The 14,316-nt window shown below is 43.9% G+C and carries 17 protein-coding genes; 3 read left to right on the top strand and 14 right to left on the bottom strand.

Annotated features, from left to right (window positions below; translation table 11 throughout):
- Positions 1 to 134: 134 nt before the first annotated feature.
- Positions 135 to 1,025, bottom strand: coding sequence for a DMT family transporter (locus ACVA58_RS14415; protein ID WP_446511133.1), 891 nt, complete (start codon positions 1,023 to 1,025; stop codon positions 135 to 137).
- A 366-nt stretch (positions 1,026 to 1,391) separates the two neighbouring features.
- Here ACVA58_RS14415 and ACVA58_RS14410 point away from each other — a divergent pair, with 366 nt between their 5' ends.
- The gene (locus ACVA58_RS14410) at positions 1,392 to 1,847 is read left to right on the top strand and encodes a hotdog fold domain-containing protein (protein WP_446511132.1); all 456 of its coding nucleotides are present in this window, start codon (positions 1,392 to 1,394) and stop codon (positions 1,845 to 1,847) included.
- A 77-nt stretch (positions 1,848 to 1,924) separates the two neighbouring features.
- Here the strand turns inward: ACVA58_RS14410 and ACVA58_RS14405 are convergent, their stop codons facing one another.
- The 13 genes from ACVA58_RS14405 to ACVA58_RS14345 all read right to left on the bottom strand — a co-directional run bounded on the left by ACVA58_RS14405 (position 1,925) and on the right by ACVA58_RS14345 (position 10,517).
- Positions 1,925 to 2,332: a hypothetical protein gene (locus ACVA58_RS14405; RefSeq protein ID WP_446511131.1), complete on the bottom strand. Its 408-nt coding sequence runs from the start codon at positions 2,330 to 2,332 to the stop codon at positions 1,925 to 1,927.
- A 237-nt stretch (positions 2,333 to 2,569) separates the two neighbouring features.
- Positions 2,570 to 3,109 (bottom strand): exonuclease domain-containing protein, encoded by a 540-nt coding sequence (locus tag ACVA58_RS14400; protein ID WP_446511130.1) that lies wholly within the window; start codon positions 3,107 to 3,109, stop codon positions 2,570 to 2,572.
- A gap of 135 nt (positions 3,110 to 3,244) precedes the next feature.
- Entirely contained in the window at positions 3,245 to 3,931 is a 687-nt protein-coding gene (locus ACVA58_RS14395) for an MOSC domain-containing protein (protein WP_446511129.1), read from the bottom strand.
- A 65-nt stretch (positions 3,932 to 3,996) separates the two neighbouring features.
- Positions 3,997 to 4,524 (bottom strand): GNAT family N-acetyltransferase, encoded by a 528-nt coding sequence (locus ACVA58_RS14390; protein ID WP_446511128.1) that lies wholly within the window; start codon positions 4,522 to 4,524, stop codon positions 3,997 to 3,999.
- Between the two features lie 12 nt (positions 4,525 to 4,536).
- Positions 4,537 to 5,007: an HAD family hydrolase gene (locus ACVA58_RS14385; protein ID WP_446511127.1), complete on the bottom strand. Its 471-nt coding sequence runs from the start codon at positions 5,005 to 5,007 to the stop codon at positions 4,537 to 4,539.
- Positions 5,008 to 5,061: 54 nt separating this feature from the next.
- Complete coding sequence (locus tag ACVA58_RS14380) at positions 5,062 to 5,457, bottom strand: ACT domain-containing protein (protein ID WP_446511126.1); 396 nt, start codon at positions 5,455 to 5,457, stop codon at positions 5,062 to 5,064.
- Between the two features lie 19 nt (positions 5,458 to 5,476).
- Positions 5,477 to 6,046 carry a GNAT family N-acetyltransferase gene (locus ACVA58_RS14375; protein WP_446511125.1) on the bottom strand — a complete coding sequence of 190 codons (570 nt, stop codon included), beginning with the start codon at positions 6,044 to 6,046 and terminating at the stop codon, positions 5,477 to 5,479.
- A gap of 163 nt (positions 6,047 to 6,209) precedes the next feature.
- Entirely contained in the window at positions 6,210 to 6,569 is a 360-nt protein-coding gene (locus tag ACVA58_RS14370; RefSeq protein ID WP_446511124.1) for an MmcQ/YjbR family DNA-binding protein, read from the bottom strand.
- 22 nt (positions 6,570 to 6,591) lie between these two features.
- A complete protein-coding gene (locus tag ACVA58_RS14365; RefSeq protein WP_446511123.1) occupies positions 6,592 to 7,017 on the bottom strand; it encodes a VOC family protein in 426 nt (141 codons plus the stop codon).
- Positions 7,018 to 7,030: 13 nt separating this feature from the next.
- On the bottom strand, positions 7,031 to 7,495 hold the full coding sequence (locus ACVA58_RS14360; protein ID WP_446511122.1) for an NUDIX hydrolase: 465 nt from the start codon (positions 7,493 to 7,495) through the stop codon (positions 7,031 to 7,033).
- Positions 7,496 to 7,505: 10 nt separating this feature from the next.
- The gene (locus tag ACVA58_RS14355) at positions 7,506 to 7,907 is read right to left on the bottom strand and encodes a GFA family protein (RefSeq protein ID WP_446511121.1); all 402 of its coding nucleotides are present in this window, start codon (positions 7,905 to 7,907) and stop codon (positions 7,506 to 7,508) included.
- A gap of 329 nt (positions 7,908 to 8,236) precedes the next feature.
- Entirely contained in the window at positions 8,237 to 9,430 is a 1,194-nt protein-coding gene (locus tag ACVA58_RS14350) for a DEAD/DEAH box helicase (protein WP_446511120.1), read from the bottom strand.
- Positions 9,431 to 9,635: 205 nt separating this feature from the next.
- Positions 9,636 to 10,517, bottom strand: coding sequence for a mechanosensitive ion channel family protein (locus tag ACVA58_RS14345; RefSeq protein WP_446511119.1), 882 nt, complete (start codon positions 10,515 to 10,517; stop codon positions 9,636 to 9,638).
- A gap of 522 nt (positions 10,518 to 11,039) precedes the next feature.
- On the opposite strand from ACVA58_RS14345, the gene ACVA58_RS14340 reads away from it, so the two are divergent.
- Positions 11,040 to 12,539, top strand: coding sequence for a DUF1800 family protein (locus ACVA58_RS14340; RefSeq protein ID WP_446511118.1), 1,500 nt, complete (start codon positions 11,040 to 11,042; stop codon positions 12,537 to 12,539).
- Between the two features lie 5 nt (positions 12,540 to 12,544).
- On the top strand, positions 12,545 to 14,314 hold the full coding sequence (locus tag ACVA58_RS14335) for a DUF1501 domain-containing protein (RefSeq protein WP_446511117.1): 1,770 nt from the start codon (positions 12,545 to 12,547) through the stop codon (positions 14,312 to 14,314).
- Positions 14,315 to 14,316: the final 2 nt, after the last annotated feature.

Raw genomic sequence — 14,316 nt, 5'->3', positions numbered from 1 at the left:
GATGGGCGATGGGCGATGGGCGATGGGCGATGGGCGATGGGCGATGGGCGATGGGCGATGGGCGATGGGCGATGGGCAGAATGTAAAAAAGGGTTGCCTGTAGCAACCCTCTTTTTGTTTCACTCGGTGTGAGATTACGCGGTAGCCATATTGTCTGTTTGTACCGGCTTTGGTTTACGCTGAGCCAGAATAACCCCTGAAAGCACCATACCTCCACCAATATAGTGGTAAACCGCTAGCTGCTCGCCCAATGTGACACTGGCAATAATAGCTGTAAGGACTGGCATCAGGTTCATAAACATCGCGGTCCGATCTGCGCCTAATATTTCGATACCTTTCAACCAGCACCAAGGTGCCAATACTGAGGCAGGTAATGCGGCGTACATGATTAATGGCAATGATTCACTGGTGATCGCCATGCGCTCGCTAGTCAGTAGCATTGGGGTCAACATAGTGACAGCAAAAAGCCCCTGAATATACACAGATTGCCAGTTATTCAGTGGCATTTTCCAACGCTTCAGCAAAACACAGTAAAGCGCATAAACAAAAGCTGCAATCATCAACAGTGCATCGCCTTGTTTAATACCTTGAGAAGTCAATGTACTGATATCACCATGACCTAACATAAACACCAAGCCAGATAGAGACAGTACTACGCCAACTAAAGCTAGTGGCAATAATCTCTGGCCCAATATAGGTACGCTCAGGAACATACTGATCAATGGTACAAGCGAAATAATGAGTGCCATATTTGTTGCTGTGGTTGTCGCCGCAGCAAAATACCCCAGCGACTGGTTGAGCACCATGCCAAGCAAAGCTAAAAAAGCCAGCTTGGATAGATGTGGCTTAATTTCATGACGCTTGCGCCATACAGAAGGCATTACGAAAGGAGTTAATACCATCATGGCAAAAAACCAGCGATAAAAAGAGATTGCTCCGGGATCAATCACGCTGTACGACAATTTGTTAACGATGGCATTCCCTGCCCAGATAATGACAGTTAATAAAGGGAATAAATAGAACATGGTTTGCCTTTTAATTTGATTACGTAGGAATTGTGGCACGTCAGCTTACAAATAAATATCTCTAAAAAGACATAGTGGGTCTATTGTCAGACATTTGTATTTTCCCGCTAAAAGCCTTCAGCTTTCAAAGATACAATTCACCACCTAAAGCAATGAAAAAAAAGATAAAAACAACATAAGCATTATATATCTTTCAATTCATTCCCCAAGAGAAAGAGTGATCTGTCTCACGGGAAATCAATGCTAATAATGAAAGAGATGGATTTATTCAACGATAGAGTGACAGCTCTATTTTTTGCTTGCATTCTGGTCTGACCAGACTATAACTACAATATTCCCTCAGCCACTTTGAACAAGGACATTTCAATGCGCAAAAACCTCAAAATCTATAAGCAGATGAGCCGGCTGCCCTTTGGTGACAAGCTGTTTAGCTTTGTTGTCTGCCGTCTTGCCCCTTACTTTGGTTCAATCAAACCCAAGGTGACGGCATTAAAGCCCGGTTATGCTGAGGTCACCATTAAAAAGCGCCGTCGGGTAACAAACCATTTAAATACTGTGCATGCCATTGCGATGTGCAACATGGCTGAACTTGCTGGTGGGATGATGACGGATGTTTCGGTACCTGTAAAAAGTCGCTGGATCCCTGTAGGAATGACAGTTGAATACTTGAAAAAAGCCAAAACGGATCTAACTGCACATGCGCAGGGGGACAATATAGATTGGATGACGGAAGGGGATAAGCTCGTTCCTGTAGAGGTTAAAGATATAGAAGGGAACTTGGTCTTTCGGGCTGAAATTACAATGAATGTAAGATTTACTTAATACCCACTACCTTGATATACGTAGCCTTTATATACGTAGCACGGCGCAAAAATATTATTGCGCCATATTCTGTATGATTAATCTACCAAGGACAATTCAAGCTTCACTTGATTGGCATCAGGGAGCCAATGAAACATATAGTTAAACAGTTGATCTTCATCCATTTTAGCTAATTTCCCATGAATGAAGGAGCTCATATCAATCAAATGATCGACCTTAGCCACTGGCTGGTAAGGCTCTTTGAAACGACGCCAAATATCAGAATGATTAACATAAAAATTGGCAGCCGCCACTGCTTCCTCGAAAGTGGCATGTTCAGAGATCAACCTTGGTCCATCCCAAGTTGCACCATCAAGCACGCACACACCTATTTCCCCAGACTCCTCATAAGTTAGTTCATCCACATAAGGGACATTCCACCAACGAATGAGCTCTTCACATGAACGTTGCTCGTTGAGTTTATCTGAGTAGGGAAACTCGTCCATATTGAGTCTATTCCGAACCGGAATCTGACACGCTGTAAAATCCATAGCCAACAATTTGCATATTTATATTTTTGCATAATGTTAACTATCGTGATTTTTTTGTCAATTAACTTTTGGGGTAAAACATTGAAAAGTTATAATTTAATCGGAAATATATTCTAAATTTCACATCAAAAATTACCTTTATGGAACATTTCCCACCACTAGATAACCAAAGCGACCAATAAAGCTTTTCCTTTAATCATTAAGAAAAAGGGTTTTAGCCAATCGAGCCAGATTATAGGCATCATCATAACCAGAATGCTGACGCCCTTCCCATTCGATACCCGCCATATCCATCGCTGCTCGCTGTCCACAACGCTTTTTTGTGATGTGGCGTTGCAGCCTGAACAAGGTAGCCAAGTTTAGATATTCATCGAATGGTACTTTCAGACCTTTTTCTTCGCACTCTTTGCGAAGAATGATGTCATCACGCCCCCATGCGGCATAAATCTTGTGCCTACCACCAAATTTCTGCTCAATCGATTTCAAAATATGGCCAAGTGGCTTGCCATTTTTTTCAATCACTTCAGGCTTAATGCCTGTCAACTCGGTACAGAAGGGGGAAACCTGATCATTATCCGGTTTTACAAAATGCTGAGCTCGGCGCACAATCTCACCGTTGGTCAAATCAAGCTCTGCAACGCCAATCTCAATGATCTCGCCTGTCCTTGACTCGCGGCCATCATTCCAACAGCACATTTCGAGGTCAAAACAAACAATACGGTTAAAATTCATCTTACTTCCGGATATCACTCTATAACTGGCACGAAGGATAGCATTTAGCGGCGGGTTAGCCAAAGTGTGAAAGTCGAGAATCACATTCTGGCCAACCGGATATCATTGAGTATTAAGGAGGTTTAATTATTCAACTTAACTGTCTCTACCTAACAGCCTAAAATTCCAGTTCTCAACTTCATGGGTTTCAAGGCGCTGCTTCACCTTACTCATCCAACTATCAGATAGCTTTACTTGGGTTAATAACTTTTCCAAACCTTGATGATTTAGCGGGTCGCCAAAAAAAGTATCGCAAACCTCTTTCAAAGACATCGCATTTGGCACTCGCTCGATGAGTTTGAGTGGCTCATTGACACTTACCCTACCGGTTTTAATCACTCGGTATAACCAACCACAGCGGCTAATCTCTTGCATATCAACAGAAAGCGCTTCTACACCCCAACGCTTGTTTAGCTTAAAACATGGAGAACGAGGCTGGCTAACTTCAATGATGGCCTCTCCCCATTGGTAACGGTCGCCAAGACACACTGTCTCTTCCGTCATTCCTTCACTACTAAGGTTTTCCCCCATACCTGGAGCCAGCCACTCAACATTATTGCCATACTTTTCGGACCAATATTGATAATGCTCTAAAGGATATTGGTGAAGTGCCCGCTCTGACCCACCATGATGCCGCTGATCGGCACATTCATCGCCTTCCAGCCCATTCTCAGACAAGTAGAGTGATTGTTCGACAGCCTCTTTATCAATGGCAGTATCAAACCCATACCGATGGGCGACTTTACCCGTGTATATTTTTGTTAAGCTGTTCATTTTTCTCATTACTACATCCCAAGCGTTAAGCAAAAACGTTCAATTTTCAGCCATCGCTTTCAATAATTCAGGCTTTACTTCAAACCACTGCAATCGACCCAATATCTAGCGATCGGGTATGGAAACACATTTCCCTGTATGATTCTGTCAAATTGTCCACCATTACGTTCAATAACAGTGCGCGAGGCAATATTATCTTCATCGGCTGTGATCAGGGCTTTCTGAATACCTAGTTGGCAAGCTTTTGGTAAAGCGAGTTCCAACATAGCCTTTCCATACCCCTGCCCACGATGACTTGGCGCAACATCATAGCCGATATGGCCAGCTTCAAGGGATAAGAATGGCGTATCGATATTATGACGAACACGAATCACCCCAATGATTTCTTCATCTATGTTGACCAACCAATAATGATTACAAGGCACATAACCCTCAGGTAAATTAACACCATTAGATTCATCAACTAGAGACTGAATATAACCTTCATAATTCTTTGTCCCATCAACATAATATTGGGCATTATCAGGATCATGGGTAGCAAAATCCTTATAAAACCGCTGGAAAGCCGATGCATCGTCACCGCATGGAGAAACTAATTTCATTGATATAACTCCTTATTGATTCAGCTCTTCCAACGTTCGGATTTGCTTATATTGACTATCATCTCTAAAATCTTTTTCTGAGCAATACCAAATTGTATTCAACCCCGCAGCAATAGCTGGTTGAATGTCATTTTCTAAACTGTCGCCAACCATGGTGATGTCATGTGGTTCAACATCCAATGCCAACACAATACGTTGAAAATATTCAGGGGTACCTTTAGCAATTCCCATGTTAATTTTACAGAAATAACCACTGATATACTTGGCAAGCCCAACGCGATGAAATGCCAACTTGATATCTTCAAGCGATGAGTCATCGGCATTCGTTGCAACATAAATAGGAGTATTGGCGGATAACCGCCGTAAGGTCTCTCGCGCTCCCGGTACCGCCTGGACCTCAGGCCAGTGACACATCTTGCCCTGATATTGTGGGAAGTCGACCATCAAGGTGTCTCCCCAATCAAATAGGTATATCCTTGTCATGTAGAGTCCTTTCATTATGACTTATTGTCTGAAGCCGAGTGTAAGCTTCAGTATTCACGAGGAAAATGATTGCAACGCTACCAACGCTTCATCAGCTTTCTCACTCTGAACAAACACGTGGTCGTGGTAATACGCAGCGATCACATTAGCGCTGATCCCCTTCTCAGCGAGTTTGCCGGCAACGGCAGCCGTAAGCCCAACGGCTTCAAGGCTAGAATGGACTGTTAACGTGATCATCCTAAATGTTGCTTCATAAGCCAGATTACCCCTATCGGCATTATCCTTGCTGAGAACTAGGGTTAACCCTTCTGACTCGGAAAAAGTAGCGATCGGTGACAAGCCCATATATTTAGTTAAATCATCGTTCACGGTACAGAAAACATATTCCCCAGATTTCAGTTCTGGAGCCATCGATTTCAATAATTCGAGTAGATTAGTCATACCAGCCATATTTCTTCCTCGTTAGAGACTATATTTTACCGTTTTTGTTTAACCAAGTTTCTTGAGTAATTTGATACAAACAATGACGCTGAAGGCTATGCCCATGCGGTAGCTTCGGATGATTAAAATCTTGCCCAATATTTGCCATACCTATTTTGTCCATCACCCGTTGAGAGGGCGTATTTGGTAAAGCAGTAAACGCATAAACACTGGGGGACCGCAAGTGCTCAAACGCATATTGCAGCGCCCTTCTTGCTGCTTCAGGTGCATACCCTTTCCCCCAATGTTCTTTTGCCAGCCGCCAACCAATTTCGACAAAAGGCGCATTGGGAATGCCCGAGTGTTGGTCTTGACTATGTAAGCCGACAAAACCAATAAATTGTCCGGTTGATTTTAATTCAGCAGCCCAAAAGCCCCATCCTTTCTCAGTGATCAGTTGAGTGATTCTAGCCGCTTGAGCATCACTTTCTTGTCGAGATAATGTGGCCGGGAAATAACTCATGACATCCGGGTCAGCATTGATCATGGCATAAATGGGATAATCTTCACTCTTCCACTGACGGAGAATCAACCTGTCTGTTTCTAGCGGGTACACCATTTCACTTCAACTTCCTTTAACTACTGTTATTCTTTAATTCTGACAGATAGGTCTTTGCACCTTCTGACCATGTCGACGTCTTATCAAGTACTGCCTTGCGCCGCGCCAGTTGCAACAATATATCTAGTTTTTCCATAAATTCCTTGTCACCGACGCGACCTTTCTATCGTTGAATCGCTAACCTTTCCCGGTCAGACTTTTTCAATTTAGCAACCACAAGCTCGTAAGAACGATCGATTAAGCCTTTCAACATGCCATCTTCAATTTCATCTGTCACCGACACCGTTACCCAATGTTTTTTATTCATATGGTATCCGGGGCGAATAGCCGTAAACATTGAAGTAAGTGCCTCATTATCTGCCGGCGCCCCTTTTAGGTTAATGTCGACAACCCCATTGTTCACCGATAGCAATGCAAACATCTTGCCCAGCACTTTGAAAACCATGACGTCAGCGCCAAATGGGTAATCCAGCTCGGCTTCAGGTAACGTCATGAGAAAGTCAGCAATCTCTTGTTTGTTCATAGCTACCTCTAGATAAATGGACTCAGCGATTTGTACGAATTGCGATCGGGTGATCTGGATTTAATTGCAGAAGATCCCACATGTTTCCGTAGAGATCTTCGAAGACTGCGACCGTGCCATAGTCTTGCTCTTTCGGCTCACGGACAAATTTAATACCGTCTGCAACCATACGATTATAATCGCGCCAAAAGTCATCGGTATTTAAAAACAGAAAGACTCTCCCCCCTGTTTGGTTACCAATAAAGTCTAACTGTTCAGGCTTCGATGCTCTTGCCAACAGCAAACTCGCACCATGGGAGTTTGGCGGTGCAACCACTACCCAGCGTTTGTCCTGCTCTGGCTGGTAGGTATCTTCAACAAGCTCAAACTTCAGCTTATTGACATAAAAATCAATCGCTTCATCATAGTCTTTAACCACAAGGGCAATGTTTACAATGCTCTGCTTCACTCTGTTTTCCTACCTAATTTATATTAACTTTCATCTGCGTTGAAGGCGTATTATCGACAAAATGTGCCCACACATGATCATATACCTGCCGCTGCCCAGGAAATGGCACCAAGGTCTTCGCTTCTTCAAGGCCAACCCAACGATATTCGGTGTGCTCCTCATTCAGTGTGACAGGCTGATTCGGTGGGCATAGCACCGTAAATACCGGAATGATCTGCAGGACATTGACATTAGCTTCAAAGAACTGCTCTAAAAACTGGGCATTGTAGAGTTCAGACACGGCGATTTGCGTTTCCTCAAAGAACTCTCGCACTATCGCCTGCCAGCCCTTTTCCTCACCTTCAATCGAGCCCGCAACATGGCACCAATATCCACCTTTTACACGCTTCATTAACAGCATTTTCATTTCGCCATCAATTTCAGACAAAGCGACACCTGAAACAATTGAAGTATTTACCGGGATCTTTTGAGTTGTCATGTATTACAGCCTAAACATCTTTGGGAGTATATTGCTCAAATACTTGTTGGGCGGTCATTTTATGCGTGTCGTTTTTCAATTCATAAAAATCGGGCTTTTCATCGATGAATATTTCACTGGTTAACGTGAAAGCTTGCTCCTGAAATAGTCCAGCAGACACAATGTATTCATTACTCGGCAATAAATGATAAAACAGGTGTGTCCCACAGGTTCCGCAAAACACCCGCTCAGCCCACTCAGACGAGCGATAGACAACAGGCGCATCGCCCTCTATTGTCACAACATCATTGCAATGCACCGCAAACAACGGGCCACCAGACCACTTCCTGCACATGTTGCAATGGCAAAGACCCACCTCTTTTTGATCCTCGGCTGTTAGCTCAATAGCCCCGCACAAACATTTTCCTTTCATGCTTTTCTCCTTCACTTTCGAACAGCAAAAACTATTTTAAGTTTATGTTATACCAATCTGGATAAGTAGTTGCCCATGCATTTGCACTGGAAAAATCGTTGTTATCAAGGCAGATATTGCAGTAACTAGTGGCTCTAATTACAAAATATCTAACGCAGAGAACAGCGATTTTAACCTGCAAGGCTGATCAAATATTTATGTAGGTTGGTATTAGATAAGGAGATATTGTGACAGGTGACTGCGTTATATTCTGTGACTGATGAAAACCCTAAGCAAAAAAAAGCCCTCACCAAATGGCAAGGGCTGAGTCATTCTATTCAGCGATTGAATTAATCTTTATTCTGACGCTTGTTTTTAGGCACGTAATTCAAAATTGAAATCGGTACAGGTTTTCTAGGTTCAAAGCCTTCGACTTCACGGCGCTCAATCAAGTGGCCCAAGCGGCTTTCAATCATGCACAGATTTTTGAAGTTGTCCTTCGATACAAACGAAATAGCTTCACCTGATGCATCAGCACGACCGGTACGGCCAATACGGTGAACGTATTCGTCGGCTGGGAATGGCAAATCATAGTTCACTACGCGTGATAGCTCTTCAATATCAATACCACGCGCACCAACGCCTGTAGCAATAAGATATTTGATCTTGCCAGCTTTGAAATCTTCCAGTAGCTGGACTCGAATCGCTTGGCTACGGCCACTGTGGAATGCTTCAGCAGCAATATCACGTTTTTCTAACTGAGAAGCCAGTTTAGCTGCACCGTGTTTGGTTTCAATGAAGATCAATGCTTGATCCCACTGATTTTCTTTGATCAAGTGGCTTAGCAGCGCCGACTTCATATCTTTATCGACAGTGATTAACCACTGCTCGATATTCGCTTTAGACGCTTCATTAGCCGCAATACTGATCTCATGCGGGTTTTCGACCACTGACTTTGCTAAGTCACGCACTTTCTTGGAAAGCGTTGCTGAAAACAGTAAGAATTGCAGCTCCTCAGGCAGACGATCGATAATCTTATTGATATCCTCAATGAAGCCCATATCGAGCATACGGTCGGCTTCATCGAGCACCAGCATTTCCACTTCTTCAAAGTGAACAGCACGCTGGCCATACATATCAAGCAAACGACCTGGAGTCGCCACCAAGACATCAACACCATCGAGCAAGCGTTGCTTCTGCTGCTTCTCATCCACACCACCATACATGGCCAATGATGTTAAACCCAGATGCTTAGCATACAGAGTGACCTTCTCTTCAACCTGGATCGCCAACTCACGGGTAGGAACAAGAATTAAGGCACGGATTCGCTTTTTACGCTGCGTCTGACCTTGGCTTAATTTTTCAAGGATAGGCAATACGAAACTGGCCGTTTTACCGGTACCTGTTTGTGCTGCTGCAATCAGGTTTTTACCCTGCAAGATAACAGGGATAGCCTTGGTCTGGATCGTTGTTGGCTTGCTGTAGCCCAGTTCATTGACCGCTTTGGTTAATGACTCGCTGAGCCCAAGTTTAGAGAATGGCATGAATCGCCTCTAATTGTACTTTAACTAAATATAGTAGAGCCGCCTCTACATGAAGCGCGGGAGTGTACCACGAACATTCTAACCAAGAGACAACTTTCCTTCTTACGCGCAGCTAATTTGTATAGTAATAAGCCCACTGCCTTTTCATTTGTGAAAATAAAAAGCGCTGTGGGCTCAAATGGCTATTAGCAAGGTGAAGGCTCAATTACATAAAGCTCACCTTCGGATTTCGCTCTTCATTCAAATTGCTCTTGCCATAGGTTTCTTGGTAGATCTGCATAAAGTCTTCGCGAATTTGCTGCTCGAGGTGAGTCGCCATTTCTGTCGGGCAGAACAACATGACATGCACCACCTGCTCACCGGTTGATGTTGTGGTGATATGAATGTGTGGATCCGGGCCAGGTAGATCAACCCCCGCATGTTTTTCGATTACCCCGTTATAACGTCTAGCCACATCGATAAACTCCTCGCAATGGCTTTCAATCTGTTCAATAACTTCAGGAACCATCACGAAAAGATTGACGAACTCTTTAATCGTAATACTGAAGCTATGATAAACATAGCGCTTCATAAAGTTCAGGTTCTTTACTGGATAGGTAAAAAACATGCTGTTTGGTAGGGTCGCCGTTTTCCCCGTAAAGTGATACTGACCATGATGAAGATCGATTTCTTGGATCACGGTCGCCATCATATTATGTTCGATCACTTCACCACACAGTGATCCCACTTCAATCCAGTCCCCGATCCGAAAAGAGCGCGCGCTTGCCCGCTGAATCGAGCCAGTAAAACAGAGGATGATCTCTTTGGAAGCAACCACTATCGCAACGGCAATCGCTGTCACAGATAGGGCGAATTCACTGATTTCAGACTGCCAAAGCATGAACAGTACAACCACCATCAAGGTGAAGGTGCCGTTTTTTGTCCGCGACATCCACTTGCGCTGATGCTCAGAAACGAACGCGACGTCCCCGCGTATTTGCTTTAGGACTAACCGCCTGAACATCAAAACTAATGCGATGATCAGTAGGCTTAGCAACATTTTATTTTCTATAAAGAAATCAACAACCGATAACAACTTCTCTGGCATGAACGCCTCTTCTCACTCTCTTATTCATTTTCTATATTTCTGTATAATACTTGGCTAAATTCCCACAGTTTTCATCTAAAATCCAGCAGTACCAAAACACCATTGTTTAAAACGCTGGCAAGTTAAAACTTACGACACAACCATAGCGTTTAATCGCAACCAAAGATGCTTTAATAAAAATAAACCGCTATATGTAATGGTGTGGTAGCGCAATTACGCATGGGACAGCGATCACCCGCAGCATTTCCTATATAACTCATCAAAAAAGAGAATAACTCTAAAAAATGATGAAATACTACTAATTATGCCCGATTGATACTCCATTCCATGCATAAGCGTATAACTGTTTTACGAATTGCACATATTTCTTATCGACTGACTAGATTTCAATACATTTCATTATTACTTGCCACAACATCATAAATTCAAATAAAACACATCAAAACATACACCAGGCGCATATATAAATCCCAAGCTAGAAGTACCTGCAACAAAACACTCTTCGTCATGAGGTGATCATCTATGGAAGGATTAACATATCGACAAGCATCCAGATTCTTGGACATGGCAACAATGGGAATAAAGAAAGGCGAGGTAGAAGAATTCCTCACTATTGATAACCGCATAGGTTGGATTAACAGCCAACTTTCTGAACCTTACGACAGCCACAAAGAGCGTACACTTTACCAAGCACAGCAACGCGGAAGCACCTCGACAACTCAGGAAATACGCGTTTGCGCATGGTTTGATATCGCCCTGTGGAAAGGGGCACAATTGCGCCAGCGCATGGCCTTTGCATTGAGTCAGATCTTAGTCGTTGGCGATCGGGATTCCCAGTTGGCTCCCTACCCTGAAGGAATGGCCCACTACTACGATATTCTGACCCAGTACGCATTTAGCGACTACAAGACCCTGCTTTATCACGTCACTCGATCTCCGATTATGGGGCATTACCTCACCATGGTCGGTAACCTACCTAAAAGCCACACAGGGGTTAATCCTGACCAAAACTATGCCCGAGAGGTCATGCAGCTCTTTACTATCGGATTAGAGCAACTCAATCTTGACGGTACCCCAAAGCTTGACGAAAACAACCAACCTATCCCGACCTATGACGATAATGACATTGAAAACATGGCTCGTGTATTCACGGGCTGGTTTATGGAAGGCAGCAGCATGGAAGCCCCCATGATTGCCTATGATGACTCCCACGATATGGAAGCCAAGACAATTCTCGGGACCGAGCTTCCTGAAGGCGTTGGCACAGAAGCAGAGCTAGATCTGGTATTAGATCTACTGGTAAGCCACCCTAATACCGCCCCCTTTATCAGTACCCTTTTAATCAAACGTTTTGTTACCTCTAATCCAAGACCTGAATATGTGGCTAGGGTGGCTTCCGTTTTTCGCAATACAGGGGGTAACCTCGGCGAAGTCATCACAGCGATCTTGACCGACAGTGAAGTGCTGAAAGAAAACGACCTGCATGTCGCCAAAGTACGTGAGCCTATCTTGGCAATGACATACCTTTATCGTGCCCTTGATGCGAAACCAGGCAGTAATGGGTCAATCACTTTCAATGCAATGCTATATGAAGAGACCTTCAATCAATACCCGCTTGGTTCACCCTCAGTTTTTAATTTCTATTCACCCGAACATCGACCAAGTGGCGAACTTGAAAGCAACAACCTGACATCACCCGAGCTAGAAATTATTGACTGGAATCAGGTCATCAAACTAAGCAATATCGCTTGGAAGGTACTGCAGGATAATGGCTACAAGACCAGCTCTAATAGTAAACAAGAGCTCTACCCGGTTGTTAGCGACTTTATAGCCGCAAGCAATGATTATGCATCACTCTCAAACCTGATAGCCAACCGTTTCCTAAAGGGTGAAATGCCCGCCGATCTTGCCCCAAGGATAGAAGGTCTGTGGAATGCTAAAAACAGTAATAACAAACCTTATGCTGTCGCCGCCATGCTTTACCTCGCATTCATTTCACCCAGCTTTATGGTTCAGGAGTAAGCCTTATGAACTTATCAAGACGCGACTTTCTTAAAACTGCTGCCGTTACTTCTTCAGCCACAGCATTGCCCCTATCGCTGACCTTGCCCACTCAAGCGCTAGCTAATGGTACCGATGACTACAAAGCAATTGTCTGCCTTTTTCTTTTTGGGGGAAATGACTCTTTCAATATGGTTGTCCCAGCATCTGGACCAAACTACGAGAATTATGTCAGTGCTCGACCGGATATCCACCTCAGCACTACCGTTATAGCTTCAATGCCGGGCTTTACGGCGGAAAACGGGCAAGCGATTGCACTTAATGGCAACATGCCGGAACTTGCGCAGCTAATGATGGAAGGCAATGCAACAACAGTCGTTAATGTTGGTACACTTATCGAACCAACAACCAAAAGCAACCAAAGTTCTGTTAAGACCCCACCTAATCTTGGTGCCCATAATAAGCAACAACTTGCTTGGCAAAGAAGCTGGGATACAGGTCAATATCATCCATATGGATGGGCTGGTATGATGATGGATCTTCTAGCCTCTGGCGCTGAGGTCGTATCGCCAAGTATGTCCTTCAGTGGCAATGAGTTAATGAATAGCCAAACCGGTACCGATCTGCGGATCAGTTCTGATGGGCTACGCGCGATGTCACCACTTGCTATTAACTCTATAAATAACAATGTCCAAAAATTGCTAGATAACAATACAGGCTCCCACTTTGCTAAAAGTTACTTACAGCGTTTTCAGGATGTTATTGATTTTCAGAGTTCACTGAGTAATACACTCGATCAGTATCCTGAAGACGAAACTATTCCCGCTAGCTATTTAGGTGGGCAATTCAGAATGGTTAAGCGTCTAATTCAATCCAGCACAGATCTTAACCAAGGCCGCCAAGTCTTTTTTGTCTCGATTGGCGGCTTTGATAATCACAGTAACCAACGTGGCAAACATGACAGTATCCTTGCGCAAATAGATTCCGCATTAAGTGCATTCTATCGTTCACTCGAAGCTGATCAGCTACATGATAAAGTCACAACATTTACCATGTCTGATTTTGGCCGAACCATCGAAAATAACAGTAATCGCGGTACTGACCATGGCTGGGGTAGTAATCAAATCATTGTCGGGGGACAGGTAAACGGCGGTAAAGCTTACGGCCAATACCCAGAGTTTATTCGTGACGGTGCTGATGCTAACGGAAACAAATTCATCCCATCTACATCATCAGAGCAATTAGCTGCAACCCTATGTAAATGGTTCGGCCTTTCTGATAACAGCGTCGACTATATATTCCCGAGCCTAAGCCCAGCAAATACCAACTCTTTCCCTAGTCGATATTTGGGCTTTTTGGGAGAGGTAACGCCACCACCAGCAATACCCGTCAAACTAGCGATTGCAGGTGTTTCTGCCTCAGTGACCCGGGACGACCATACACCAGAAATGGCCGTTGATGGAGACAGCGCTTCAAAATGGACCGCAAAAGGGTTAGGTATCACCTATACGCTAAAACTAGCTACCACCGCGACGCTGAGTGACATTAAATGGTCTCAAGCCAAAGGTAATGTCCGGCAGTACTTTATCGACATAGCCGTGAGTAGCGATGGGGTTAATTACTCGGGTATTTCTAATGTGGTGACACCTGGAACAACAGTGGGCCTTGTCAGTAACCCAGTGAATGCTAATAACGTGAAGTATGTACAGCTAACCTGTAACGGAAATAATGACCCTGATAATTCAGCTTTAAGAACATGGAATAACTTCCAAGAAATAGAAGTGTGGGGAAATTAGCC

This window comes from Photobacterium sp. DNB22_13_2, assembly GCF_052873915.1.
The sequence above is the reverse complement of the archived record's forward strand: the minus strand, read 5'-3'. Positions and strand labels throughout refer to the sequence as shown.

Bases quoted from the DNA above. Each gene is read 5' to 3' on its own strand.
- ACVA58_RS14415 (WP_446511133.1), bottom strand. From the start codon at position 1,025: ATGTTCTATTTATTCCCTTTATTAACTGTCATTATCTGGGCAGGGAAT.
- ACVA58_RS14410 (WP_446511132.1), top strand. From the start codon at position 1,392: ATGCGCAAAAACCTCAAAATCTATAAGCAGATGAGCCGGCTGCCCTTT.
- ACVA58_RS14405 (WP_446511131.1), bottom strand. From the start codon at position 2,332: ATGGACGAGTTTCCCTACTCAGATAAACTCAACGAGCAACGTTCATGT.
- ACVA58_RS14400 (WP_446511130.1), bottom strand. From the start codon at position 3,109: ATGAATTTTAACCGTATTGTTTGTTTTGACCTCGAAATGTGCTGTTGG.
- ACVA58_RS14395 (WP_446511129.1), bottom strand. From the start codon at position 3,931: ATGAGAAAAATGAACAGCTTAACAAAAATATACACGGGTAAAGTCGCC.
- ACVA58_RS14390 (WP_446511128.1), bottom strand. From the start codon at position 4,524: ATGAAATTAGTTTCTCCATGCGGTGACGATGCATCGGCTTTCCAGCGG.
- ACVA58_RS14385 (WP_446511127.1), bottom strand. From the start codon at position 5,007: ATGACAAGGATATACCTATTTGATTGGGGAGACACCTTGATGGTCGAC.
- ACVA58_RS14380 (WP_446511126.1), bottom strand. From the start codon at position 5,457: ATGGCTGGTATGACTAATCTACTCGAATTATTGAAATCGATGGCTCCA.
- ACVA58_RS14375 (WP_446511125.1), bottom strand. From the start codon at position 6,046: ATGGTGTACCCGCTAGAAACAGACAGGTTGATTCTCCGTCAGTGGAAG.
- ACVA58_RS14370 (WP_446511124.1), bottom strand. From the start codon at position 6,569: ATGAACAAACAAGAGATTGCTGACTTTCTCATGACGTTACCTGAAGCC.
- ACVA58_RS14360 (WP_446511122.1), bottom strand. From the start codon at position 7,495: ATGACAACTCAAAAGATCCCGGTAAATACTTCAATTGTTTCAGGTGTC.
- ACVA58_RS14355 (WP_446511121.1), bottom strand. From the start codon at position 7,907: ATGAAAGGAAAATGTTTGTGCGGGGCTATTGAGCTAACAGCCGAGGAT.
- ACVA58_RS14350 (WP_446511120.1), bottom strand. From the start codon at position 9,430: ATGCCATTCTCTAAACTTGGGCTCAGCGAGTCATTAACCAAAGCGGTC.
- ACVA58_RS14345 (WP_446511119.1), bottom strand. From the start codon at position 10,517: ATGCCAGAGAAGTTGTTATCGGTTGTTGATTTCTTTATAGAAAATAAA.
- ACVA58_RS14340 (WP_446511118.1), top strand. From the start codon at position 11,040: ATGGAAGGATTAACATATCGACAAGCATCCAGATTCTTGGACATGGCA.
- ACVA58_RS14335 (WP_446511117.1), top strand. From the start codon at position 12,545: ATGAACTTATCAAGACGCGACTTTCTTAAAACTGCTGCCGTTACTTCT.